This window comes from Aliishimia ponticola (genome assembly GCF_004803475.1).
GTDB lineage: Bacteria > Pseudomonadota > Alphaproteobacteria > Rhodobacterales > Rhodobacteraceae > Aliishimia > Aliishimia ponticola.
The window spans coordinates 300289-324926 of sequence record NZ_SRKY01000002.1 but is presented as its reverse complement, the minus strand read 5'-3'; the positions used below and the strand labels follow the sequence as shown (position 1 = coordinate 324926).

Here is a 24638-nt window from a genome sequence, read left to right as displayed (position 1 = left end):
GTCCTCCTCAAGCGGCCTTGTTCAGATCATCAAATGAACGGCCGGTTTCCACAAGTTCCTTCAAAAGCGGGGCAGGCTCCCAGAAGAAGGGATCCTCCTCTGCCCATCTTTCTATGTCGGCAAGCAGGTCCGGCAAGCCGACGATATCCGCCCACATCAGCGGGCCGCCCCAATAGCGCGGGAAGCCATAGCCAAAGAGCAGCGTCATATCGACGTCCAGCGGACGCCGCGCGATGCCCTCGCCCACGACTTTGGCTGCCTCGTTCACCATCGCGGCCATGTATTTGCGCACAATCTGTTCATGGGTGAAGTCCTGCGGCGTGATGCCTTTCGCGCTGCGCTCCGCTTCGATCCATTCCATGATCTTGGGATTAGGTATACCGGCGCGTTTGCCCGCCTCGTAGATGTAATACCCCTTGCCCGTCTTCTGGCCGAACCAGCCTTCTTCGCAAATCAGATCGGGATAGTCCGTGGTCCGCGCACGCGGGTCGATCCCCTCTTCGCGTTTGCGCTTGCGCACGGCCCAACCGATATCCAGCCCGGCAAGGTCGGCCACGGCAAATGGCCCCATCGCAAAGCCGAACGCGGTCAGCGCCTTGTCGATTTCATAAGGGGATGCGCCGTCCAGAACCATATGGTCCGCCGCCGTCCGATAGGTCGCAAGGATGCGGTTGCCGATAAACCCGTCGCACACCCCGGCCCGGACACAGATCTTGCCCAGCCGCTTGCCCAGCGCGAAGCCTGTCGCCACCACATCGGGCGCGGTGGCGTCCGGCACGACCACCTCCAGCAGCTTCATCACATGCGCGGGCGAGAAAAAGTGCAGCCCGATCACATCGGCGGGCCGTTTCGTCGCCGCCGCGATTTCATTCACATCAAGATAAGAGGTGTTCGAGGCCAGGATCGCACCCGGCTTGCAGACCGCGTCGAGTTTTTCGAAAACCTGCTTCTTGACCGACATTTCTTCGAACACTGCTTCGATCACCAGATCGACATCGCTTAGCGCGGCGTAATCCGTGGCCAGTGTCAGCGCCTTTTCGGTCAGGGTCTCGAACCCGGCCTGATCGATCTTGCCGCGTTTCAGCGCGCCTTGCAGGTTGCCGGAAATCCGGCCCTTCGCCGCGTCGGCGGCCTCGGGCGACATCTCAAGCATGACCACCTGCAAACCCGCCAGCAGCGCGGCCGTGGCGATGCCCGCCCCCATGGTGCCGCCGCCAATGACGCCCAGCGCCGACACATCGCGCGGCGCGACGCCCTTGAGTTCCGGCAGGTTGGACACGGCACGTTCCGAGAAGAACGCATGGATCATGCCCTTGCGCTGATCGGTTTGCATCAGCTCCATGAAAATATCGCGCTCGCGCTTCATGCCCTCGGCAAAGGGCAGCTCCACACTGGCCTGAACGGCGCGCACGCACATGGCCGGGGCGATTTGCCCCCGGCCCTTGGCCAGAACGGCCTCATAGGCGGCGTCCCAGTCAATCGGGGCGGGCGGCGGCAGGTCCGACACGGCACGCCGCGCCTTGCCCTCGCCCAGCAATTCCTTGGCAAACGCGATGCCGTTCTCACGCGGGGAGCCTTCGGCAATGCGGTCGATCAACCCGATCTTGAGCGCCTCTGCCGCGCCCGCATGACGGCCGGTCGTGATCAGGTCCAGGGCCGCTTCGACCCCGGTCAACCGCGGCATCCGCTGGGTGCCGCCCGCGCCGGGCAGCAGGCCCAGATGGACTTCCGGAAGACCCACCTTGGCCCCCGGCACCGCCACGCGGTAATGCGCGGCCAGCGCGACTTCCAAACCGCCGCCAAGGCTCGCCCCGTGCATGGAGGCGATCACCAGCTTCGGCGACGCTTCGATCCGCCCGCACAGGTCGGGCAGGAAAGGTTCTGTCGGCGGCTTGCCGAATTCCTTGATATCAGCGCCCGCGATGAACACCCGGCCTTCACCGAGAATCACGATCGCTTTGACCTCGTCATCGGCCTCTGCCTGCAGCACACCATCCAAAAGGCCTTGCCGCACTGCCTGGCCGAGTGCGTTCACTGGCGGATTGTGAATCGTGACAAGGGCGATCTCGCCCTGTTTTTCATAAGCAACAACATCGCTCATTGCGCTCTCTCCTCCCTCTTTCCGATAAGTTTGACTGCAATTCCGGGAAAAACCACCTTTAACCCTGCGTCACTTCACATGCCCGTTCAGCGCGGTGGACGTCTCGGCGGAAATCGGCTTGACTGACATGCGATGAAAACAAGGTGTGCATCATGCCCGCCTGCGACCGGATGTAAGGTGCGAGCATGTCTCCATTGCTCAGTGTACACAACCTGAGGATCGGCTTCGGCAAAGCGCCGGACGTCGTTCAGGACGTGTCGTTCTCGGTCCAGCGCGGGGAGACCTTGGCCCTGGTGGGCGAGAGTGGATCGGGCAAGACCATCACCTGCCGGTCGGTGCTGCGCATCTTGCCGCGCGCCGCGCAAATCCGGGGCGGGCAGATCCTTTTCGGGCCGGAACAGACCGACCTGCTGACGCTGCCCGAACGGCAGATGCGCGATGTGCGCGGCAATCAGGTGTCGATGATCTTTCAGGAACCGATGCGGTCCCTGTCGCCGCTGCACCGGATCGGCAATCAAGTGGGCGAAGTCCTCAAGCTGCATGAAAATGTATCGGCGGATGAGGCGTGCAAACGGGTGCTGGCCGCGTTCGAACAGGTGGGCTTTGCCGATCCTGAACGCGCCTTTCGCGCCTACCCGTTCGAGATGTCGGGCGGCATGCGGCAACGGGCGATGATCGCCATGGCCATGGTGGCGCGGCCGCAGCTTCTGATCGCGGACGAACCGACAACGGCGCTGGATGTGACCACGCAGGCGCAGGTTCTGGGCCTGATCAAGGATTTGCAGCGTGAAACCGGCATGGGCCTGATCCTTGTGACACATGATCTGGGCGTGGTCGCCAATATGGCCGAAAGCGTGGTCGTCATGCGCAAGGGCCGCGTGATGGAGGCCGGGCCTGCCGGACCGATCCTGACGGACCCTGCCCATGGCTATACCCGCAAGCTGCTGGCCGCCGCCCCGACCATCCCCAAAGATATCGAACCCGCGCCCCCCTTGCCGCAAGAGGATCTGATCCTCGAAATGAAGGACGTGTCCAAGACGTTCACCATGAAGTCGCGCGGCTGGCAGGCCCCGCAACTGGTGAAGGCTTGCCAGCAGGTGAACCTGAAACTGCCGCGCGGCAAAACCGTTGCCATCGTCGGGGAGAGCGGTTCAGGCAAGACGACAGCCGCGCGCATCGCCATGGCCGCCGAGACCGCCGATGCCGGTGCGGAAATCTGGTTCCGCCCCCAGAAGGGCGCGGCGCCCGTGGCCGTACATGACATGAACTCTGCCCAACGGGTCGCCTTTCAGAGGCAGGTGCAGATGGTCTTCCAGGACCCCTACTCATCCCTGTCGCCGCGGATGCGTATTCGCCAGGCCCTGACCGAACCCCTGGAAATCCACGGCATCGGCACCTGGGCGGAACGGCGCGACAAGGCCGAAGAAATGCTGCGGCTTGTCGGCCTGAATCCCGGAATGCTGAACCGCTACCCTCATGCGTTTTCCGGTGGCCAGCGCCAGCGCCTGTCGATCGCACGCGCCCTGACGCTGGACCCGGTGCTGCTGGTCTGCGATGAGCCGACCTCGGCCCTTGATGTGTCCGTGCAGGAACAAGTGCTGGAACTGTTGGAGGAAATCCGCGACGAGGCCGGGCTGAGTTACCTGTTCATCAGCCATGACCTTGCCGTTGTTGCCCGTCTGGCCGACGAGGTCGCCGTGATGCGCCAGGGCTATATCGTCGAACAGGCGCCGCCCGCGACGCTTTTCAACAACCCCAGACATCCCTATACTCGTGCCCTGATCGCCGCGCAGCCCAAGCCGGACATTCGCCGCCCCATCGACCTGCTGGAAGTGTCACGGGGCGCGGGCGCGCCGCGCGATTGGCCCGAACCCTTCGGTTTTGATGGCGACGACCCGCCCGCCCTGCGCGAAATCGAACCCGGACACAAGGTGCGCCACCATGCTTGATCGCCTCTTCCTGCGCCCCCTTTTCGCCCTCGGCCTTGTGCTGTTCATGGCCACCGCCATTGCCGCGCAGACCTATGCCGAAAGCGAATTCTGGAAGCAGGAAGTCGACGCGGGCAACATGCCCCCCGTGGCCGAGCGCCTGCCCGACGCACCGCTTGTCGTTGACCTGCGCGCCAAGGGACGTGAACCCGGTCGCCAAGGCGGGACACTGCGCACGATGATCACGCGATCCAAGGATGTCCGGCAGATGGTCGTCTATGGCTATGCCCGGCTGGTGGGATACGACGCGGATTACACGCTGCGCCCCGACATTCTGGAGACCTTCGACGAAGAAGACGGGCGCATTTTCACGCTGAAACTGCGCGCGGGGCACAAATGGTCCGACGGCGCTGATTTCACCTCCGAAGATTTCCGGTACTGGTGGGAAGACGTCGCCAATAATGCAGAGCTGTCGCCCTCCGGCCCGCCGGAATTCCTGCGCGCGGGCGGGCGTTTGCCCGTCGTCACCTTCCCCGATGCGCAGACTGTCCGCTTTGAATGGCCCGTGCGGCACCCGTCATTCCTGCAACAACTGGCGCAGGCGCGCCCGCCCTTCATCTATCGCCCGGCACATTACCTGCGGCAGTTCCACAAGTCCTATGCCGATCCTGACGGTTTGGCGCAGCAGATCCGCAAACGCCGCGTCAATTCATGGGCCGCGCTGCACAACAAATACGACAACATGTACAAGAACGATAATCCGAGCCTGCCGACCCTGCAGCCTTGGATCAGCGCGACCACGGACAAAGGCAGTTCGCGCTTCTTGTTCGTGCGCAACCCCTATTACCACCGGGTCGACAGTCAGGGCATCCAGCTCCCCTATATCGACGTGGTGGAGATGAGCGTGGTTGGCGGCGGGCTGGTCGCGGCCAAGGCCAATGCGGGCGAGGTCGACCTTCAGGCGCGCGGGCTGGATTTCCGCGACACCTCGATCCTGAAGAAGGGCGAAATGGAAGGCGCGGGTTACGTCACCCGCCTTTGGGCCAATGGCGCGGCAAGCCAGATCGCCATCTATCCCAACCTCAATTTCAACGACCCGGTCTGGCAAAAGGTGATCCGCGATGTCCGCTTCCGGCGCGCCCTGTCTCTGGGGATCGACCGGCGGATCATCAACCGCGCGCTGTACTTCGGGCTGGCCAAGGAAGGCGGGATGACTGCGCTGTCGCGATCACCGCTATACGACCCGGACAATCTGCATCGCTGGTCCAGCTATGATCCGGCCACGGCCAATACGCTGCTGGACGAGATCGGCCTGACAGAACGTGACCGGCGCGGTATCCGGTTGCTGCCCGATGGGCGACCGATGGAATTCGTGATCGAAACCGCCGGCGAACGGCAGGAGGTCGAAAACGCCCTTGCCATCATCACCGACACGTGGCGGGATATCGGCATCAAACTGGTGATGCGCCCGCTTGATCGGGACATCCTGCGCAACCGCGCCTATTCGGGCGTGACCATGGCCTCTGTCTGGTTCGGCTGGGACAATGGCCTGCCCACGGCGGAAACGCCGCCCGCGCATCTTGCCCCGACCCAGCAGGAGTTCCTATCCTGGCCGAAATGGGGGCAATACGTCCAGACACGCGGCAAAGCGGGCGAAGCGGCCGATATGCCCGCCGCGCAGGAGTTGCTGCGCCTCGCCGAGGCATGGGACCGCGCACTGACATCGCAAGAGCAGGAAATCATCTGGAAGCAGATGCTGCGCATTCATTCGGACGAACAATTCGCCATCGGCATCCTGGCCGAAGCGCCGCAGCCTGTCGTTGTCTCGGACCGGCTGCGCAATGTGCCCGTAGACGGCAAATGGGCGTGGGAGCCAGGCGCACATTTCGGGGTCCACCGCATTGACGAGTTCTGGTTTGCCGACGCGGAGAGTAATTCGTGACGTTTTTCAAATACGCGGCCTACCGTCTGGTGACGATGCTGCTGACCCTGCTTGTCGTGTCGGTGCTGATCTTCGTCATCATCAACCTGCCCCCCGGCGATTACCTGTCCAACCAGATCGCGGAACTGCGCGCGACCGGTCAGGCCGAAGGCGTCGCCAAGGCGGAGTTTCTGCGCAAGGAATATGCGCTCGACCAACCGATCTGGCGGCAATACCTCGTGTGGATGGGCTTCGCGCCGGGGCCGAACGGCTATTCCGGGCTGCTTCAGGGCAATCTGGGCTGGTCTTTCTATAACGACGAGCCGGTGGCCGATGTCGTCGGCGGCAAGCTGTGGCTGACCGTGCTGGTAAACGTCGCTGCGGTGATCTTCATCTATGCGGTGTCGCTGCCACTGGGCGTGATCGCGGCGGCGCGGTCGAAAACATGGGCCGACTACCTGACGACCTTCATTGGCTATCTGGGCCTCGCCACGCCCAACTTCCTGCTGGCGCTGATCCTGTACTATTACGGGCGCAAGTATATCGGCCTGCCGATTGGCGGCCTGATGGACCCCAGCTTTGAGGGCGAGCCGATGAGCCTCGCCAAGATTTGGTCCGTGCTGGTCCACCTGATCGTGCCCACCTTCGTCATTGGCACCGCGGGCACCGCCGCGATGATGCAGCGTTTGCGGGCGAATATGCTGGACGAGCTGGAAAAACCCTATGTCGAGACCGCCATCGCCAAGGGCATGTCGCCGTCGCGGATGCTGACCAAATACCCTCTGCGCATGGCGTTCAATCCTTTCGTCGCGGATATCGGGAATCTGCTGCCGTCGATGGTCTCCGGCTCTGTCATCATTTCGGTGGTGATGAGCCTGCCGACCATCGGGCCTGACCTGCTGGATGCGCTGCGCACTCAGGACCAGTTTCTGGCGGGCTTCGTTCTGCTGTTCGTCGCCTTCCTGACCTTGGTCGGCACCATGATTTCCGATTTGCTGCTGGTCATGCTGGACCCGCGCATCAAATTTGCCGGACGACGCTCATGAGTATTCTGCCCGACGGACGCTATGTCGACGACGCGCCCTATGACGCGGCAGAGGATCTGTCAGCCATTGAACGCGCCGATCTGGACGCCCCGTCCTGGCTGCTGATGTGGCGACAGTTCCGGCGTCACCGGCTGGGGCTGATCTCTGGCGCGTTTCTGCTGTTCTGCTATCTGATGCTGCCCTTCGCGGGCTTCATCGCCCCCTATGGCGCGAATGAACGCAACGCCCTGCATCTTTACGCCCCGCCGCAAGCGGTGCGTCTTTGGCATGAGGGCGAGTTCGTCGGACCTTTCGTCTATCCCATCACGGCAGAGCGCGACCTGGTCCGGTTCCAATGGACCTATGAGGCGGATCGCAGCACACCGCGTCCGCTGGAATGGTTCTGTGACGGGGCCGAGTATCGGCTGTTTGGCCTGATTCCGACCGATACACACCTGTTCTGCGCCCCCGAGGGGGCAACGGTCTTCTTATGGGGCGCGGACCGGCTGGGGCGCGATGTGTTCTCGCGCATCCTTTATGGCGCGCAGCTATCACTGACCGTGGGTCTGATCGGGATCACCGTCAGCTTCCTTCTGGGCATCACGCTGGGCGCGATCGCGGGCTATTTTGGCGGCGTGCTGGATTGGTTGATCCAGCGCACGATTGAAATCCTGCGCTCCCTGCCCGAACTGCCGCTTTGGCTGGCCCTGTCGGCGGCTGTGCCCTCGAACTGGGGACCGGTTGCGGTGTTCTTCATCATCTCCATCATTCTGGGGCTACTGGATTGGCCGGGCCTTGCGCGGGCCGTGCGATCCAAATTCCTTGCCCTGCGCGAAGAAGAATACGTCCGCGCCGCAGAGATGATGGGCGCCAAACCCGGACGGGTGATCCGGCGCCACCTGCTGCCCAACTTCATGAGCCACCTCATCGCCTCCGCCACCCTGTCGATCCCGGCAATGATCCTTGGCGAAACCGCGCTGAGCTTTCTGGGCCTTGGCCTGCGCGCACCGGCGGTGTCATGGGGCGTGATGTTGAACGACGCGCAAAACCTCGCCTCTATCGAAATCTACCCATGGACGGCGATCCCGATGCTGCCGATCATTGTGGTGGTGCTGGCGTTCAACTTCCTTGGCGACGGGCTGCGCGACAGCCTTGACCCGTATAAAAGCTGACCCGGACCGCGCCCGGCGCGGCCCTGCCCTGCCTTGGGGTTAGCTCAGACCCATTTGGCCATGGGCGGCAAGCTCATCAGCACCGCGTTGGCGTCATGGCCGGTTTCCAGCCCGAATTTCGTGCCCCGGTCATAGACAAGGTTGTATTCGGCATAGAGCCCGCGATGCACCAGCTGCGTGTCCTTGTCCGCATCGGTCCAATCCTGCACCCGGCGGCGTTCCACCAGCGGCACAAAGGCCGGCAAGAAGGCGCGCCCGATATCCTGTATCAGCGCGAAATCTTTGTCCCAGTCGCCGGTGCAATGGTCGTCGAGAAAGATACCGCCGACCCCGCGCGCACGTCCACGATGCGGAATGAAGAAATACTCATCCGCCCATGCCTTGAGCCGGGGATACAGATCGGCCCCGTGCGGGTCCAAACGGGACTTCTGCTCTGCATGAAAATGGGCCGTGTCCTCGTCATATTCGATGCAGGGGTTCAGGTCCGATCCGCCGCCGAACCACCACGCATGTGGCGTCCAGAACATCCGCGTATTCATGTGCACCGCCGGGACATGCGGGTTCTGCATATGCGCCACAAGGCTGATGCCCGACGCCCAGAAGCGCGGATCGTCCGCCATGCCCGGCAGCCCCTTGCGCGCCATCATCGCCGCCTGCGCCCGTTCGCCCAACGTGCCATGCACGACCGAAACATTGACGCCGACTTTTTCGAACACGCGCCCGCCACGCATCACGCCCATCAAGCCGCCACCCGCATCCGAACCGTCGTCGGATTGGCGCTTCGTCTGCGTGACTTCGAACCGTCCGGGGGCGGCATCGGTGCCTGTCTGGCTGTCCTCCAGCCCTTCGAACGCGGCGACGATATCATCGCGCAACTGCCGGAACCACCCAGCCGCCTTGGCCTTGCGACCTTCAAACTCGTCTGTCATCGATTGCCTCCCTTGCCCGGAACGATGCCCGCGTCAGTGCGCCAGCGCCTCGACCGGGTCAAGCAGCGAGCGGCCGCCATCGACCGTCAAAATGTCGCCAGTGATAAAGGCCGACGCATCGCTGGCCAGAAACTGGATCACATGGGTCAGATCCGATGGATTGCCGATTTTGCCCAGCGGGGTGCAGGCCGCAATCTGGTCGCGCCATTCAGGGTTTTCCCGAAGCGCCACCTGCATGGAGGCCGACATCACCGACCCAAGCGCAACGGCATTCACCCGAATACGGTTCGGCGCCAGCGCCAGCGCCAGCGAGCGCGTCATCTGGTTCACCGCCGCCGCCGAAATCGAATAGCCCATCAGCCCCTCGCGGGTGCGGTTCGCCATGATCGACGACAGGTTGATGATCGTGCCGACCGGGCCTTCTTCCTGGTCTTCCGCCTGTTTGATCATCCGGCGCGCGACGGCCTGGCTCAACTTCAGGGCCGTGCCCATATTCTGTTCCAGCAGCGTATCGACGCTGTCATCTTCCGGGTCCGACAAATCCGTCAGAGCGAACTGGCGCGAGGCATTGACGAGGATATCCACCGTATCGAAGGCGTCGATCGTGGCCGAGATCAGGTTCGCGATGGTAAGACGTTCCCGCAAATCCCCCGCGAAATAGCGCAGGTTGCTGGTGTCGTCCTCTTCCTCGCGCGCTTTTTGAAAGTTGGACACAAGCGCAGCCTCGTCCAGATCGGCGCACATGACGTTCGCCCCGGCTTCTGCGAAGTGCCGCGCAACCGCAAGGCCGATGCCGTTGGCCGCGCCAGTAATGATGGCGGTCTTGCCAGCGATGGAAAAGGACATGGAATTCTCTCCGTTTTCGCGTCGAGTCTAGCGCCGCGCGCGCGGCTTGGCCAAGGCCTTGACGATCTTGAACTTGTTTGTGCCGCCGATTTCAGCGAACTCCGCGAAGGAGTCGCGCAGCGCCTGTTCATAAGGCAAGTGGCGGTTGGCCACCATCCACAACGTGCCACCGGGGCGCAGAAGACGCGCGGCAGAGGCGATGAAGGCGCGGCCAAGGTCCGGCTCTGCTGCGCGGCCTGTGTGAAACGGCGGGTTCATCACCACGGCGTCAAAGGCGGTCTCACCCGCCCATGTGGTCGCATCGGCCCAATGGAACCGCGCGCGCGCGTCGGTGACGTTCTGGCGCGCGCAATCCAGAGCCGCGCCCTGCGCCTCTACCAGATGCAATTCGGTGATCTTGGGACAGGCGTCCAGAATGTGTGCGGAGAGATAGCCCCAGCCTGCGCCAAGGTCCGCAACACGGCCAGACAGCGCCGCCGGTACATGCGCCGCCAGCAGCGCAGAGCCGGGATCGACCCCATCGGCAGAAAACACGCCCGGCACCACGTGCCAGCGCCCATCGATCAAGCCCGGCGCCGCAATCCAATCTTCGAAAGAGGCCGCATCAAACCAGAAGAGCTTGCCATGCGCCTTGGCGACGGTGCCCAGAATCTCTGTTCGGGCGCGCACCTCTTTGAGCAACGCATCGACACCATCGGTTTTCTGACCATCCACAAGAACACGCCCTGCCCGCTGGGCCGCACGCGCGATCACATCCCGCGCCGCCTGCTTGGCCCGCGGCAGGAACACCACGGCCAAATCCGCGTCTTCTTCCGCACGCGATACAGTCGTCACGCCTCGCGCCGCCCAATTCGCGGCGGCGGGCATCATGTCTTGCACGACGGTAATCCGCATCGTGCCAAAGACGCTGATATCAAGCGTATCGGGCGCGCAAAACAGCAGGACATGTCCATCCGAGCCATCGACGATGGCCCCGGCCTGCGCGGCAAGGGTCAGACGCGTGGACAAGCGCCGCTTAGTCCTCTTTTTCCATGGTGCATTGCAGCGGGTGCTGATGCCGCCGCGCAAAATCCATGACCTGAGCGACCTTGGTTTCCGCGATCTCGTGGCTGAACACCCCGACCACCGCGACACCTTTCTTGTGAACGGTCAGCATGATTTCAAACGCCTGCGCGTGGTTCATGCCGAAGAAACGCTCCAGCACATGCACAACGAATTCCATCGGCGTGTAGTCGTCGTTCAGCAACAAAACCTTGTACAGCGGCGGGCGCTGGGTCTTGGGACGTGTCTCGACGATGACAGACGCATCGCTGTCATCGGAGTCGCCGTTTGCCATGTTCCAGTCGTCACGTATCATCATGCAAGGGATTCTGTTGGGTCCAATCTGGCTCGGCCTCTATATAGACTGTCTTGAGAATTAGAAAAGAGGCCCGACAGAATGTCACCCAAGCTTACCACCGTTGCATTCGACGCGGATGACACGCTTTGGCACAATGAACGCTTCTTTCACCTGACTCAGGAGCATTTTGCAGAGCTGCTGGCCGATTATACCGACAAGGACCGCCTGATGCAGCGGCTTCTCGCGGCAGAGCGGCGCAACCTTGGTCATTACGGGTTCGGGATCAAAGGCTTCGTGTTGTCGATGATCGAAACCGCCATAGAGGTGACAGAGGAAAAAGTCCCCGCCCGCGTGATCGCGCAACTGCTGGAGGCGGGGCAGGACATGCTGCAACATCCGATCGAATTGCTACCCCATGCGCGCCAAGCAGTCGAGACCGTCGCGCAGTCCCACCGGGTATTGCTGATCACCAAGGGCGATCTGATGGATCAGGAACGCAAGCTGGCGCAATCGGGCATCGGCGAGATGTTCCACGGGGTCGAGATCGTCTCGAACAAGACACCGGAGGTCTACGCCCGGATTTTCGCGGCGCATGGCGACGGGGCCGAGAAATCGATGATGGTGGGCAATTCCATGCGATCCGACGTGGTGCCCATGGTCGAAATCGGCGGTTGGGGCGTGTTCGTCCCGCACGGTCTGGAATGGGAAATCGAAAAGGCCGATCCCCCTGACGGGCATCACCGCTATCGCGACATTCCCGATCTCAGCCACCTTGCCGAGCTGGTAGAGCAAATCGGGTGAGTCTGGACACAAAGCCGCCACATTCCCGCCACATTCCTTGGTTTGGTAAATCCCCCGCCTTCAGCCGCAATATCTAGCGCCAGCGCGTTAACCAAAAAGGTGGATTGCCAATGAATCTCAGGGTTTATCGAAAGCCGCTCATGTGTTAGCGTTACGGTAATAATGAAAAGGCCAGTCGGAAAACCGGCGGTCATGAGGCAGAAAAGGCAGGTTCAACGTGAAGGCGGCACGTATTTCGTCAGCCCGTTTAGGGCTGTTTTTCCTTGCGATCTTGTGGATGTGTTTGATTGTGCCCCTGTCGGCACGCGCAGCACCTTATGCAGCCATGGTGATGGATGCACGCACCGGCGAGGTGCTCCATTCGCGCAACGCCGATACGCGGCTGCATCCGGCATCGCTGACCAAAATGATGACGCTTTATATCGCGTTCGAAGCGGTGGAGCGTGGGGAAATCTCTCTCGACAAGAAGATCCGTATCTCCAAGAACGCGGCGGCAGAGCCTCCGTCGAAGCTGGGGCTGCGCGCCGGGCAGAAGATTGCGCTGCGCTACCTGATTCGCGCGGCAGCGGTGAAATCCGCGAATGACGCGGCCACGGCCATCGGCGAGGCGATTTCCGGGTCGGAGGCCGCCTTCGCACGCCGGATGAACCGGACCGCCAAGGCGCTTGGCATGACCCGCACGACCTTCAAGAACGCGCATGGCCTGACAGAAGCAGGGCACCAGTCCACCGCCCGCGACATGACCATTCTGGGGCGGCACCTGCTGTATGACTTCCCCGAATATTACAACCTGTTCTCGCGCACATCGACCGATGCGGGGATCAAGACGGTGGCCAACACCAACCGGCGGCTGCTGGCAAGCTATCGCGGCGCGGACGGGATCAAGACCGGCTATACCCGCGCGGCTGGCTTTAACCTTGTGGCCTCTGCCGAACGTGGCAATGAACGGGTGATCGCGACGGTCTTTGGCGGCAAATCCTCCACCTCGCGCAACGCGCGTGTGGCCGAGCTTTTGGACATGGGCTTCCGTCGCTCCCCGTCCAGCGCGCCGGTGCGCAAACCCAGCCCGCCGGTCTATGCGGGCGCGGCCACGCAAGGCGGCGCGGGCAAGACAATCCGCGTCAGCGGTGCCGTCAAGAAAAGCCTGCGCCCCATGATCCGGCCCCGGTCCGAACCGGTGCTGGTCGCAAGCGCCGCGCCGAAACCCGCGCCAGAGCCGACCTATGAAGACACCGTGAACCCGGACGATATCGCGCAGGCCCTTGCCGAAGCGCAGATCGAAACGGCGCGGAACGAGGTCAATGTCGGCGCAGATACCCCCACCGAACAAGCGGTCGCGCTGCTTGATGCCTCTGCCCGCCCGGCCCTGCGCCCAGCGGCGCTGTTGGCGACCCCAGCCCCCAAACAGATCCCCACGCAAGAGGTCGTCACCCGCGCCTCGACCTCTGGCGGGCGTCATTGGGGCGTGAATGTCGGGCGCTATCCCAGCCGGTTCAAGGCAGAGACCGTTCTGCTGAAAACCGCACTGACAGAGATGGCGACGCTGGACGGCAGCTTGCGCAAAGTCGTGCGCAACTCACGCGGCTTCGATGCGAACTTCCTTGGGCTGACCCGCGATTCCGCGGAACTCGCCTGCCGGAGACTGCAAGCGCGCAATATCTCCTGCACGACCATCGGCCCCGGCTGATCCTGAAAAATCGTAGCGCCGCCGGGGCATCACCCCGGCGCGTGCTGGCCTATGCGTCCCGCAAGGAGACAGAGGCCAGCAATTCGCGCGTGTAATCCGACTGCGGATTGTCGAACAGCGCATCGGCGCTGCCATATTCGACCACATCGCCCCGCTTCATCACCATCACCTTATGCGACATGGCCCGCACCACGGCGAGGTCATGGCTGATGAACAGATAAGCCAGATCGTGCTTTTTCTGCAAACCACGCAGCAATTCGACGATCTGCACCTGCACCGTCATATCCAGCGCCGAGGTCGGCTCGTCCAGCACCACCAGCTTCGGACGTAGCACCATCGCGCGCGCAATCGCGATACGCTGGCGCTGCCCGCCCGAGAATTCGTGGGGGTAGCGATCCATCGCGGCGGGGTCGAGCCCCACTTCGGTCATGATCTCTGCCACCAGATCGCGGGGGGCGCGATGCGGATCGACCCGGTGAACACCTAGCCCTTCGGCGATGATCTCCGCGCAGGTCATACGGGGGCTGAGGCTGCCGAACGGGTCCTGGAACACGATCTGCATATCCTTGCGCAGCGCCCGCAATTCGCGCGTGCTCCATCCCTGCAAATCCTGCCCCAGATACGCAACGCGGCCTTCGCATTGGATCAGCCGCATGATCGCCAGTGCAAGGGTCGTCTTGCCGGACCCGCTTTCCCCGACGATGCCCAAAGTCTCCCCCGCGCGCACCGACAGCGTCGCGCTGTTGACGGCCTTCACATAGCCTGTGGTCTTGCGCAAAAAGCCCTGCTTGATCGGGAACCAGACTTTGAGGTTCTCTGTCTCCACGATCGTTTCGGCATCAGATGGCGCCGGTTCGGGGCGCCCGGTCGGCTCCGCCCCCAGTAGTTTCTGCGTATATGGGTGCTGCGGATTGGCAAAAAGCGCGTCCGTGGGGCCGCTTTCGACAACGACACCCTTTTCCATCACGAAGACACGGTCAGCGATCTTGCGCACGATGCCAAGGTCATGGGTGATGAACAGCATGCCCATATTCTCGGCCGCTTTCAGCTCTGCCAGCAGGTCGAGGATCTGCGCCTGAATGGTCACATCCAGCGCGGTCGTCGGTTCATCCGCAATCAGCAGATCGGGTTTGTTCGCCAGCGCCATCGCGATCATGACGCGCTGCCGTTGACCGCCGGAAAGTTCGTGCGGATAGGCCTTGAGGCGCTGTTCGGCATTCTGGATGCCGACCTTGTCCAGCAGTTCCAATATCCGCGCCCGTGCCGCATCGCCCTGAACGCCCTGGTGCAACTCAAGACTTTCGCCCAGCTGCTTTTCAATCGTGTGCAGCGGGTTGAGCGAGGTCATCGGCTCTTGAAAGATGAAGCTGATATCGTTGCCCCGGACCTTGCGCAGCAATCGATCCGACGCACCGATCATCTGCTGCCCGTCATATTGGACAGAGCCGGACACCTCGGCGCTATCGCCCAGCAGTGCCACGGTCGACAGGGCGGACACGGATTTACCCGACCCGCTTTCCCCCACCAGCGCAACGGTCTCACCCCGCGCCACGGAAAAGCTGACCCCCTTCACGGCCTCTGTCACCGTGCCATCCTGACGGAAGGCAACAGCCAGGTTCTGAACGTCCAATATCGGTGCAGTCGTCACGAGAAGGTCTTTCTGGGATCGAACGCGTCACGGATCCCTTCGAAGATGAAGATCAGCAGGCTCAACATCACCGCAAACACGGTAAAGGCGGTAAAGGCCAGCCACGGCGCTTCCAGCTTTTGCTTGGCCTGAAGCGTCAATTCGCCCAGCGACGGGGCCGAGGACGGCAGACCGAAGCCCAGATAGTCCAGGATGGCGAGCGAAGAGATCGTCCCCGTCACGATGAAGGGCAGCATGGTCACGGTCGCCACCATGGCGTTGGGCAGCATGTGGCGGAACATGATCTTGATATTGCTGACGCCCAGCGCCTTGGCCGCACGGACATATTCAAGGTTCCGCGCCCGCAGGAATTCGGCCCGCACCACGCCGACCAGACTGATCCAACCAAACGCCACCAGGATCGCCACCAGCAGCCAGAAACTTCGCCCTAGAACGGCGAACAGGATGATGATCACATAGAGCGTCGGCGTCGCGCCCCAGATTTCGATGATACGCTGGAAGAGAAGATCGACCCAGCCACCGAAATAGCCCTGTATCGCCCCCGCGATGATGCCCACGATGGTCGAGGCTCCGGTGACGATCAGCGTAAAGACGATGGACAGGCGGAAACCGTGAATGACCCGCGCCAGAACGTCCCGCTTGGTGCCATCGGTGCCCAGCCAGTTCTGTTCATTGGGCGGCAGCGGCGCCACCCCGGGACGGTTCACCGGCGTGTCGTAGGAATAGGGGATCAACGGCCAGAGCATCCAGCCTTTCTGGAACCCTTCGACCCCGTCGCCATAGCTGCCGTCACGAATGCCGTCGATGACGCCTTCGGGATCGTCAAAGCAATCTTCCATCCCGCCGGACCGGATCAGGCATTGCACTTCCGGCACGGAATAATCCGCCTCGGTCGGGAAATCGCCGCCGAAATCCTGCTCTGAATAGAAGCTGACCATCGGCGTGTAGAAGCTGCCGCGATACTGCACGAGGATCGGTTTGTCATAGGCGAGGAATTCGGCAAAGAGCGACAACACGAAGAGCACGCCAAATATCCAGAGCGACACGTAAGCCCGGCGGTTCTTCTTGAAGTTACGCAAGCGTCGTTTGTTGAGCGGGGACAATGCCATCAGCCCTGCCTCCTCTCGAAGTCGATACGCGGATCGACTAGAACATACATCAGGTCGGACAGGATGCCGACGATCAGACCGATCAGGCCAAAGACGAAAAGCGTGCCGAAAAAGATCGGATAATCCCGCGCGACCGCCGCCTCGAACCCAAGACGGCCCAGCCCGTCGAGCGAGAAGATGGATTCGATAATCAGCGACCCGCCAAAGAAGATGCCAATGAACGCGGCTGGAAAGCCCGCGATCACGATCAGCATCGCGTTACGGAAAACGTGACCATAAAGCACGCGGTTTTCGCTAAGGCCCTTGGCGCGGGCGGTGACCACGTATTGCTTCTTGATCTCGTCCAGAAAGCTGTTCTTGGTCAGCAGCGTCAGCGAGGCAAAGCCGCCAATCGTATAGGCGATAATAGGCAATGTGGCGTGCCAGATGTAATCCTTGACCTTGCCCCAGAAGGACAGTGTGTCCCACACGGTCTGGTCGCTGGTCAGCCCCCGCAGCGGGAAAATCTGAAGGTAGCTTCCGCCCGCGAACAGCACCAGCAGAAGAATGGCGAACAGGAACCCCGGAATCGCATAAAGCGCGATGATCACGCCCGAGGTCCAGATATCAAAGCGCGAGCCGTCCCGCACCGCCTTGGCGACCCCCAGCGGGATCGAGATCGCATAGCTAAGCAGCAGCGACCAAAGCCCCAGCGTCAGGGACACGGGCAGCTTGTCCAGCACCACATCCACCACCGGCTGGCTTTGGAAATAGCTGTCCCCGAAATCGAACCGGAAATAGTCCCACATCATGCCCAGGAACCGCTGCACGGGAGGCTTGTCGAAGCCGAACTCCTTTTCAAGCTGGGCGATATACTCGGGCGGCAGCCCCCGTGAGCCGGCGTATTTCTCGTCGCCGCCCCCGGTTTCAAGCTCGGTCAGGCCTTCGTTGCCATTGCCCCCCGAAAAGCCGCCGAACACGTCCCCCTGCCCCTGCGCGATGGCGATGGCCTGTTCGACCGGGCCACCGGGCACGAATTGCATCAGCGTGAAATTGACCACCATGATCCCGATCAGGGTCGGGATAACCAGCAGCAATCGTCGAAGAATATAAGCGCCCATGGCGGTCGTTACCTCAACGCGCCTGCGGCCTTCAACTCCTCATTCCGGGCCGCATCGAACCACCAGAAATCCAGATGACCCAGCGCATAGGTCGGCAGCGGGTCAGGATAGTCATACTGATCGTAATAAGCGACCCAGGTATCGGGGTTGTACCACAGCGGGATCATGAAGAATTCGTACCGCAAGGCGCGGTCGAGGGCGCGCAGGGTCATGTCTTCTTCCTCGCGCGAGGACGCATTGAGCGACGCATCAATGATCGTATCGACCAGTTCCGATTGCAGCGAGGCGGGGTTGAACAGCGAAATAATCGCATCTTCGGACCCGTATTGCTGGTGCAGCCCCGTGCCGGTGCCAAGGAACGATCGGTACTGATTGGAATAGATCAGGTCAAAATCCTTGTCGCGTTGGCGCACGGTGTATTGCGAGGAATCCACTTTCTCATAGGTCACGTCGATGCCCATGGCCCGCAGGTTGTGGATATAGTTGTCGATCACCGCCACGAGGGTGGGCGGGAAGGTCGCATTGAACAGGAAGGTCAATTCCATCGGCTTGCCGTCTTTCACCCGGCGGCCCTTGTCATCGACAGTCCAGCCTGCCTCATCCAGCAGCTTGAGCGCGCGGCGCAGGTTGCGCCGATCCTGCAACCGTTCCGCATTGGAACTATGGGCGGTGCGCGGCTCTTCGTTCAGCATTTCCTCCGGCACCAGATCACCGAGGGACAGAAGGAATTCACGCTCTGCCCCTTCGGGCGCCCCTTGCGCTTCCAGCCGCGACCCTTGGGTGAAGGAATAGCGCTGCGCATAAAGCCCGTATTGCAGGCTCTCATTCGTCCATTCGAAATTATAGGCCAGCGCCAAAGCTTCGCGGACCCGCTTATCCTTCAGCGTTTCGCGTTGCAAGTTGAACACGATGCCGGTGGGTTCCGGCGGCGTCCCATCCGGGATCGCCTCTTTCTTCACCGCGCCGTTGCGCACTTTGGGGAAATCATAGGATTGCACCCACTTCACCGGATCGGACTCGCCCCGGAATGTATACTCGCCCGCTTTGAAGGCCTCGAACGCGGCCGTGTCGTCAGAGAAATATTCAACACGGATGCTGTCGAAATTGTAGCGCCCCTTGTTGTTCGGCAGATCCCAGCCCCAATAGTCGGGATTGCGCTTGTAAACGACGCGGCGGTTCACCTCGAACGTGTCGAGCATATAGGGCCCGGAGCCGGGAGAGATTTCCAAACGCGGCTCGTCCAAACGCGCGCCGGTTTCTTCGTACCACTTCTTCGACCAGACCGGCACGCCGCCCACCTGATCGATCAGGCTGCGCCGCGAAATGCCGTCTGCGAAATAGAACTTGATTGTGTAATCATCGATCACTTCGGCCTTGGGGATGCGTTTCTTGACCGCGGCCGCATAGGACGGAAGCCCCTGTTCCAGAAGCAGATTATGCGAAAACAGAACGTCATGGGCCGTTACCGGCGTACCGTCAGAGAACCGCGCCTCGGGCCGCATGTAAAAGATCACCCAGCTTTTGTCGGCAGGGTATTCCAGCCGCTCACACAGCAGGCAGTATCCTTCGCCATAGGTATCCGCCGCGCCGGAGGTGCCGACCCCCTCGCCCAGAAGGCTTTCATACATGACGGTTGAAAGAACGGGCGCCCGGCCCCGCCGCGTATAGGGATTCATCGAATCGAAGGTGCCAAGCCGCGCAAAGCTGATCTCGCCGCCCTTGGGGGCGTCCGGATTGACGAAGTCGAAGTGAGGAAAATCGGCGGGATAGGTCAGATCGCCATAGAAGGAATAGCCATGGCTGACGATAGTCTCTTCTTCGGCGCGCAGCTGCCCGGCCGCCAGCGCAAGAGACATCAGAACCAGAAGCCCCAATCGTCGCCCCCCCGAATTAATCCGCGCTGCTGCCGTCGCATCGTTTCGGGGTGCTGTGCGAGTCATGCGTCTGCCCTTCTGGCTTATCCGATTTAGCGTTTAGTTAAGCTAATTTGTCAGCAGTCCAACATTCAAGTTGAGAATGTGTGAACGGCTGTGAAACGCGCAAACAAAAAAGGCCGCGAGGCAGATGCCCGCGGCCCTTCATGCGTCTGGCAGGATCGGCTTAGCCGCCGATGCTGTCCAAGTAGGCAATCACGTTTGCACGGTCTTCGATCTTTTTCAGACCCGCAAAGCCCATTGTGGTGCCGGATGCGTATTTCTTGGGGTTCTGCAGGAAGCCGCTGAGCGCCTCGGGCGTCCAGGCACCCTCAAGCCCTTGCAGCGCGCCGGAATAGCCGAAACCATCGACCGATGCGATTTCACGACCGACGACGCCGTAAAGATACGGGCCTGTTGCGTTCGCGCCATCTTCCAGCTTGTGGCAGGATTGGCATTTCTTGAAGACGTTCGCGCCCTTGTCGACATCGGCAGAAGCGAGAAGCTCGTTGATGTCAGGCCCCTGCTCTTCTTCAGCGCCGCCTTCGGCCGCACCGGTGTCGATGACATATGCCTGCGGGCCGTGGCCGCCGACGTGATACATTTCTTCAGCAACCCATTTGCCCAGAAGAAGAACCAGCCACGCACCGCAAATTGCGCCAACTGCCTTGGTAAGTGTCATCGTGTCCATGATCAGCCTGAGTTCCGTTGGTTGTTCCCGATTTGCGCGCGTATCTATTGCTTCCCTCTCGCGCTGGCAAGGTATACTTACCGCGACCAATCGCCCTGTCAGTAGAGCACGTCGGTTAAGTCGGAGTTACAATCATGTCGAATCGCATCGCGTTTCAAGGCGAATTAGGTGCTTATGGTCACGAAGCGTGCCAAAAAGCCGCCCCTGAAATGATCCCCCTGCCCTGTCGCACCTTTGAAGACACGATCGAGGCAGTCAAATCCGGCGCGGCGGATCGCGCGATGCTTCCGGTTGAAAACACCACTTACGGACGTGTTGCCGATATCCATCGGCTGCTACCCGAAAGCGGTTTGCGTATCATAGGCGAGGCCTTCGTGCGGGTGCGGATCTCGCTGATGGCGCTGCCCGGGCAGCGTATCGACGACATCAAACGGGTGCGGGCGCATCTGGTGCTGTTGCCACAGGCGCGCACTTTCCTTGAGGCGCTGGACATCGCGGTAGAGCCTGCCGCAGACAGCGCTGGCGCGGCGGCGGACATCGCCAAGGACAAGGCGATGGGCGAAGGCGCGCTGGCCAGTGCCATTGCCGCAGATATTCACGGGCTGGAAATCCTGGCCCACGACATCGAAGACCACGGCCACAACACGACTCGCTTCCTTCTGATGGCGCGCGAACCCGATCTGACGCGCCGCGCCGAAACCATGCTGACGACCTTCATCTTCGAAGTGCGCAACATTCCTGCCGCGCTTTACAAAGCGATGGGCGGGTTCGCCACGAATGGCGTCAACATGACCAAGCTGGAAAGCTACATGGTGGGCGGCGCGTTCACCGCCACGCAGTTCTACGCCGACATCGAAGGCCACCCGGACGATCCCGCAGTGGCCCGCGCGTTGGAAGAACTGGACTATTTCACCAACAAGCTGGAAATCCTTGGGGTCTATCCCGCGGATTCAGGCCGCTTCAACCGGTGAGCGGCGCCTACTCCGCCGCGTTCACCCCGTGGCGCGGGCTCAGCTTCGACCACGCATCATATTGCGACAGGAACACCTCGCCGTTCAGCACGTCGAGCATATGGGACGTTTTCAGCCGGTCCATCACCGGGCCTTTGACCTCGGACAGATGGAACCCGACACCCAGATCGGTGAGGCGGCTGTTGATCGCCTCAAGGCTTTCAAGCGCAGAGAAATCGATTTCGTTCACCGCCGGGCACATCAGCACGACATGCTTGATTTCGCAGCCCTCGCTGACGCGGTTCTGGATCAAATCCTCCAAAAAACGCGCGTTCACGAAATAGAGGCTTTCATCCACGCGCAAGGTCAGCAGGCTGGGATCGGTCTTGACCTTGTGGCGCAGCACGTTGCGGAAATGTTGCGTCCCGGGGACCAGCCCGACCTCGGCGAAATGGGGCCGCGATGTTTTATAAAGATGCAGCAGGATCGACAGGATCACGCCAGAGGCGACGCCGATCTCTACCCCCATGGTGAGGGTCAGCAGAATTGTCGCCGCCACCGCCGCGAAATCCTGTTTCGAATAAGCCCATGTCTTTCGCAGGATCGAGAAATCCACAAGGCTTAGAACCGCGACGATGATGGTCGCTGCCAGCGTGGCCTTGGGCAGGAAATACACCAACGGCGTCAATGCGACCGCCGCGATGGCCAGGCCAATCGCCGTAAAGGCCCCCGCTGCCGGAGTCTCTGCCCCTGCGTCGAAATTCACCACCGACCGCGCGAAGCCGCCCGTGACCGGATAGCCCCCGGTGAAGGCCGCGCCGATATTGGCTGCGCCCAGACCGATGAGTTCCTGGTCAGGATCGATGCGCTGGCGCTTCTTGGCCGCCAGCGTCTGTGCAACGGAGATCGATTCGACAAACCCGATGATAGAGATCAGCACCGCAGGCACGGCGAGATCGCGCAGCAGGTCCAGCGAGAAACTGGGCAGGGTGAAAGGCGGCAGACTTTGCGGCACGGTTCCGACGATCTTCACCCCGGCCCCGTCAAGCCCGCCAAGGCCGATAACCAGCGTCGTGACGACCACCGCTGCGACCGGGCCCGCCTTGGTCGCGATATCCGCCATCCGCGCGCCAAGACCCAGCCCCAGCAAAAGCGGTTTCAGCCCCTTGCGAACCCAGAACAGAAATGCCGTCGCCGCAACGCCGATCACCAGCGTCAGAATATTGGTCTGCCCGATATGGGATAGCAGCGACGCGACGATCTCCAGCAGGGTGTGCCCTTCGGCCTCGATCCCCAGAATGTGCTTGAACTGGCTCGCCGCGATCAGCAGGCCCGATGCCGTGATAAAGCCGGCAATCACCGGATGGCTCAGGAAGTTTGCAAGGAACCCCAGCCGGAATATCCCCAGCACCAGCAAGAAGCCCCCGGACATGAAGGCCAGCGTCAGCGCCGCCACGGCATAGCCCGCGGTTCCCTGCTCTGCCACCTGGCCCACCGCGGAAGCGGTCAGCAACGACACCACCGCGACCGGACCCACCGCAAGCGACCGCGAGGTGCCAAACACCGCGTACAGCATGATCGGCACGATCGAGGCGTAAATCCCCGCCTCGGGCGGCAACCCCGCCAGCAGCGCATAAGCCAGCGATTGCGGGATCAGCATGATCGTCACGATCACGGCCGCAATCAGGTCATTGCTCAGGGCGGTGCGATCATAGGCACGGCCCCATTCAAGCATGGGAACATATCGGCGCAGGGCGTTACGCATTCGTCAGTCCACCTTCGCACTGAGCGCTTCGGGCTTGGCCATCCATTCCTTCCCCTTCAGCATGGCCTGCCAGTAAATTGGCGGCAGGATACGTTCCTTCAGCAGCCACGCCGCGCGCGACGGCTTCGTGCCGTCGATCAGGAATTTCGGGAAGGATGGTTTGAGCACACCGCCATAGCCGAACTCTGCCAACACGATCTTGCCCCGCTCCACCGTCAGTGGGCAGGATCCATAGCCGTCATATTGTGCGCAGGCGGATCGGCCTTCGATATCCGCGACGATATTGTCTGCGACTGTGGGCGCTTGTTTGCGTGCGGCAGCGGCGGTCTTGGCGTTGGGCGCGTTCATCACGTCACCAAGGCTCCAGATGTTGTCGAAGCTCTTGTGGCGCAACGTGGCCTGATCGACATCGACCCAGCCCGCCGCATCTGCGAGCGGTGACACACGGATGAAATCCGGCGCCGTTTGCGGGGGGCAGACATGGATCATGTCGAAATCCATCTTGACCGTTTCGGGGGCTGCGTCCGGCTTGGCGACGTTGAAGGTTGCGGTCTTGCCCGGCCCGTCGATGGCGACGAGGTTGTGGAAGAAGTTGAGTGTCGCCCCGTATTTCTGAACATAGGCTTCCAGCGCCGGAACATAGTCCTTTACGCCGAACAGAACGCCGCCCGCGTTGCAGAACTGGATGTCGATATCCTTCAGCGCGCCGCTGCGGAACCACGCATCGCCTGACAGGTACATCGCCTTTTGCGGCGCGCCCGCACATTTGATCGGCATCGGCGGCTGGGTGAAGATCGCCCGCCCTTGGCGCAAGCCCTGCACCAGCTCCCAAGTATAGGGGGCCAGATCGTACCGATAGTTGGAGGTGACACCATTGCGGCCCAGGGTGTCTTCCAACCCGTCAACCGCGCCCCAGTCCAGCTTGAGGCCGGGGCACACGACCAGACGGTCATATTTCACCACGCGGCACCCGTCGAGGATCACCGCATTGTTCTGCGGCTCGAACGCGGCGACGGCCGCCTTGATCCAATGGACCCCATCGGGGATCAGCGACCCCATGGTCTTTGCGGTTTGCTGCGCGTTGAAAATGCCGCCGCCAACCATGGTCCAGCCCGGCTGGTAGTAATGCACATCCGCCGGGTCGATGACTGCGATATTCAGGCTGTTGCGCCGCGCCATCAGGCTGGCCGCGACGGCAATGCCGCCTGCCCCGCCGCCGACAACCACCACGTCATATTGCGCGTCGCCCGTATCGGTCGGGGTCTTGCCGCCATTGGCGATGCGCCGCGCGACGCCGTTCATGTCATAGCCAGCCGCCTTGGTCGCAGCCAGAATATCGGGCATCGGGCGCTTGCCCGCCTCGCTCAGCGACCAAAGCGTGGCCGAACGGGTGCCAGATCGGCAATAGGCAAAGACCGGCCCCGGCAGTTCCGCCATCGCTTTACCAAAGGCGTCTGCATCGTCATCCTGCACCATCCCCGCAACGATCGGGATATAGCGCGCTTCGATCCCCGCAGCCTTGGCGGCGGTCTCGATCTCTTCGAAGCTGGGCTGATCCGCGCCTTCGCCGTCAGGGCGGTTGCAGATGATCGACCGAAAGCCCTGCGCCTTCAGATCGGCCACATCGTCCGGGCTGATTTGCGGGCTGACCGCCAGTTCCGGCGTGATTTGCTTGATATCCATATGCGTGCTCCTCGGTACGCGAAATCAAAA

Annotated in this window: 19 protein-coding genes; 7 read left to right on the top strand and 12 right to left on the bottom strand. The window is 61.7% G+C overall.

What is annotated here, in order from left to right; translation table 11 throughout:
• Positions 1-7 precede the first annotated feature (7 nt).
• Complete coding sequence (locus E4Z66_RS07935) at positions 8-2101, bottom strand: FAD-dependent oxidoreductase (RefSeq protein ID WP_136462463.1); 2094 nt, start codon at positions 2099-2101, stop codon at positions 8-10.
• Between the two features lie 185 nt (positions 2102-2286).
• On the opposite strand from E4Z66_RS07935, the gene E4Z66_RS07930 reads away from it, so the two are divergent.
• From E4Z66_RS07930 to E4Z66_RS07915, 4 genes are read left to right on the top strand one after another with little or no spacing between them, the layout of a single operon-like run.
• Positions 2287-4050: an ABC transporter ATP-binding protein gene (locus E4Z66_RS07930; protein ID WP_136462462.1), complete on the top strand. Its 1764-nt coding sequence runs from the start codon at positions 2287-2289 to the stop codon at positions 4048-4050.
• Entirely contained in the window at positions 4043-5971 is a 1929-nt protein-coding gene (locus tag E4Z66_RS07925; protein ID WP_136462461.1) for an ABC transporter substrate-binding protein, read from the top strand. Before E4Z66_RS07930 ends, E4Z66_RS07925 begins: the two co-directional genes overlap by 8 nt.
• Positions 5968-6996, top strand: a complete 1029-nt coding sequence (locus E4Z66_RS07920; RefSeq protein WP_136462460.1) for an ABC transporter permease — start codon at positions 5968-5970, stop codon at positions 6994-6996. The genes E4Z66_RS07925 and E4Z66_RS07920 overlap by 4 nt, the downstream gene beginning before the upstream one ends.
• Positions 6993-8147, top strand: a complete 1155-nt coding sequence (locus E4Z66_RS07915; RefSeq protein ID WP_136462459.1) for an ABC transporter permease — start codon at positions 6993-6995, stop codon at positions 8145-8147. Before E4Z66_RS07920 ends, E4Z66_RS07915 begins: the two co-directional genes overlap by 4 nt.
• Before the next feature lie 44 nt (positions 8148-8191).
• Here E4Z66_RS07915 and hemF read toward each other — a convergent pair whose 3' ends face one another.
• The 4 genes from hemF to clpS are packed head-to-tail and all read right to left on the bottom strand — an operon-like array spanning position 8192 to position 11279.
• Complete coding sequence (hemF, locus tag E4Z66_RS07910) at positions 8192-9076, bottom strand: oxygen-dependent coproporphyrinogen oxidase (protein WP_136462458.1); 885 nt, start codon at positions 9074-9076, stop codon at positions 8192-8194.
• 33 nt (positions 9077-9109) lie between these two features.
• Positions 9110-9922, bottom strand: a complete 813-nt coding sequence (locus tag E4Z66_RS07905) for an SDR family NAD(P)-dependent oxidoreductase (RefSeq protein WP_136462457.1) — start codon at positions 9920-9922, stop codon at positions 9110-9112.
• Positions 9923-9949: 27 nt separating this feature from the next.
• Positions 9950-10930, bottom strand: coding sequence for a class I SAM-dependent methyltransferase (locus tag E4Z66_RS07900; protein ID WP_136462456.1), 981 nt, complete (start codon positions 10928-10930; stop codon positions 9950-9952).
• A gap of 7 nt (positions 10931-10937) precedes the next feature.
• Positions 10938-11279, bottom strand: a complete 342-nt coding sequence (gene clpS, locus E4Z66_RS07895; protein ID WP_136463060.1) for an ATP-dependent Clp protease adapter ClpS — start codon at positions 11277-11279, stop codon at positions 10938-10940.
• 81 nt (positions 11280-11360) lie between these two features.
• Here clpS and E4Z66_RS07890 point away from each other — a divergent pair, with 81 nt between their 5' ends.
• Positions 11361-12062 carry an HAD family hydrolase gene (locus tag E4Z66_RS07890; RefSeq protein WP_136462455.1) on the top strand — a complete coding sequence of 234 codons (702 nt, stop codon included), beginning with the start codon at positions 11361-11363 and terminating at the stop codon, positions 12060-12062.
• A gap of 277 nt (positions 12063-12339) precedes the next feature.
• Positions 12340-13749, top strand: a complete 1410-nt coding sequence (locus E4Z66_RS07885; RefSeq protein WP_136462454.1) for a D-alanyl-D-alanine carboxypeptidase family protein — start codon at positions 12340-12342, stop codon at positions 13747-13749.
• Between the two features lie 49 nt (positions 13750-13798).
• Here E4Z66_RS07885 and E4Z66_RS07880 read toward each other — a convergent pair whose 3' ends face one another.
• The 5 genes from E4Z66_RS07880 to E4Z66_RS07860 form a co-directional block, all read right to left on the bottom strand.
• On the bottom strand, positions 13799-15397 hold the full coding sequence (locus tag E4Z66_RS07880; protein WP_136462453.1) for an ABC transporter ATP-binding protein: 1599 nt from the start codon (positions 15395-15397) through the stop codon (positions 13799-13801).
• Complete coding sequence (locus E4Z66_RS07875) at positions 15394-16506, bottom strand: ABC transporter permease (RefSeq protein WP_136462452.1); 1113 nt, start codon at positions 16504-16506, stop codon at positions 15394-15396. Before E4Z66_RS07875 ends, E4Z66_RS07880 begins: the two co-directional genes overlap by 4 nt.
• Positions 16506-17606, bottom strand: a complete 1101-nt coding sequence (locus E4Z66_RS07870) for a microcin C ABC transporter permease YejB (protein ID WP_136462451.1) — start codon at positions 17604-17606, stop codon at positions 16506-16508. The genes E4Z66_RS07875 and E4Z66_RS07870 overlap by 1 nt, the downstream gene beginning before the upstream one ends.
• 8 nt (positions 17607-17614) lie before the next feature.
• Complete coding sequence (locus E4Z66_RS07865) at positions 17615-19546, bottom strand: extracellular solute-binding protein (protein WP_136462450.1); 1932 nt, start codon at positions 19544-19546, stop codon at positions 17615-17617.
• A 160-nt stretch (positions 19547-19706) separates the two neighbouring features.
• On the bottom strand, positions 19707-20213 hold the full coding sequence (locus E4Z66_RS07860; RefSeq protein WP_136463059.1) for a c-type cytochrome: 507 nt from the start codon (positions 20211-20213) through the stop codon (positions 19707-19709).
• A gap of 131 nt (positions 20214-20344) precedes the next feature.
• On the opposite strand from E4Z66_RS07860, the gene E4Z66_RS07855 reads away from it, so the two are divergent.
• Entirely contained in the window at positions 20345-21181 is an 837-nt protein-coding gene (locus tag E4Z66_RS07855; protein ID WP_136462449.1) for a prephenate dehydratase, read from the top strand.
• Between the two features lie 7 nt (positions 21182-21188).
• Here E4Z66_RS07855 and E4Z66_RS07850 read toward each other — a convergent pair whose 3' ends face one another.
• The gene (locus tag E4Z66_RS07850) at positions 21189-22925 is read right to left on the bottom strand and encodes a SulP family inorganic anion transporter (protein ID WP_136462448.1); all 1737 of its coding nucleotides are present in this window, start codon (positions 22923-22925) and stop codon (positions 21189-21191) included.
• Positions 22926-22928: 3 nt separating this feature from the next.
• Positions 22929-24608 (bottom strand): bifunctional protein tyrosine phosphatase family protein/NAD(P)/FAD-dependent oxidoreductase, encoded by a 1680-nt coding sequence (locus E4Z66_RS07845; protein ID WP_136462447.1) that lies wholly within the window; start codon positions 24606-24608, stop codon positions 22929-22931.
• Between the last annotated feature and the right edge of the window lie 30 nt (positions 24609-24638).

Bases quoted from the DNA above. Each gene is read 5' to 3' on its own strand.
- E4Z66_RS07935 (WP_136462463.1), bottom strand. From the start codon at position 2,101: ATGAGCGATGTTGTTGCTTATGAAAAACAGGGCGAGATCGCCCTTGTC.
- E4Z66_RS07930 (WP_136462462.1), top strand. From the start codon at position 2,287: ATGTCTCCATTGCTCAGTGTACACAACCTGAGGATCGGCTTCGGCAAA.
- E4Z66_RS07925 (WP_136462461.1), top strand. From the start codon at position 4,043: ATGCTTGATCGCCTCTTCCTGCGCCCCCTTTTCGCCCTCGGCCTTGTG.
- E4Z66_RS07915 (WP_136462459.1), top strand. From the start codon at position 6,993: ATGAGTATTCTGCCCGACGGACGCTATGTCGACGACGCGCCCTATGAC.
- hemF (WP_136462458.1), bottom strand. From the start codon at position 9,076: ATGACAGACGAGTTTGAAGGTCGCAAGGCCAAGGCGGCTGGGTGGTTC.
- E4Z66_RS07905 (WP_136462457.1), bottom strand. From the start codon at position 9,922: ATGTCCTTTTCCATCGCTGGCAAGACCGCCATCATTACTGGCGCGGCC.
- clpS (WP_136463060.1), bottom strand. From the start codon at position 11,279: ATGATACGTGACGACTGGAACATGGCAAACGGCGACTCCGATGACAGC.
- E4Z66_RS07890 (WP_136462455.1), top strand. From the start codon at position 11,361: ATGTCACCCAAGCTTACCACCGTTGCATTCGACGCGGATGACACGCTT.
- E4Z66_RS07885 (WP_136462454.1), top strand. From the start codon at position 12,340: ATGTGTTTGATTGTGCCCCTGTCGGCACGCGCAGCACCTTATGCAGCC.
- E4Z66_RS07875 (WP_136462452.1), bottom strand. From the start codon at position 16,506: ATGGCATTGTCCCCGCTCAACAAACGACGCTTGCGTAACTTCAAGAAG.
- E4Z66_RS07870 (WP_136462451.1), bottom strand. From the start codon at position 17,606: ATGGGCGCTTATATTCTTCGACGATTGCTGCTGGTTATCCCGACCCTG.
- E4Z66_RS07865 (WP_136462450.1), bottom strand. From the start codon at position 19,546: ATGACTCGCACAGCACCCCGAAACGATGCGACGGCAGCAGCGCGGATT.
- E4Z66_RS07855 (WP_136462449.1), top strand. From the start codon at position 20,345: ATGTCGAATCGCATCGCGTTTCAAGGCGAATTAGGTGCTTATGGTCAC.
- E4Z66_RS07850 (WP_136462448.1), bottom strand. From the start codon at position 22,925: ATGCGTAACGCCCTGCGCCGATATGTTCCCATGCTTGAATGGGGCCGT.
- E4Z66_RS07845 (WP_136462447.1), bottom strand. From the start codon at position 24,608: ATGGATATCAAGCAAATCACGCCGGAACTGGCGGTCAGCCCGCAAATC.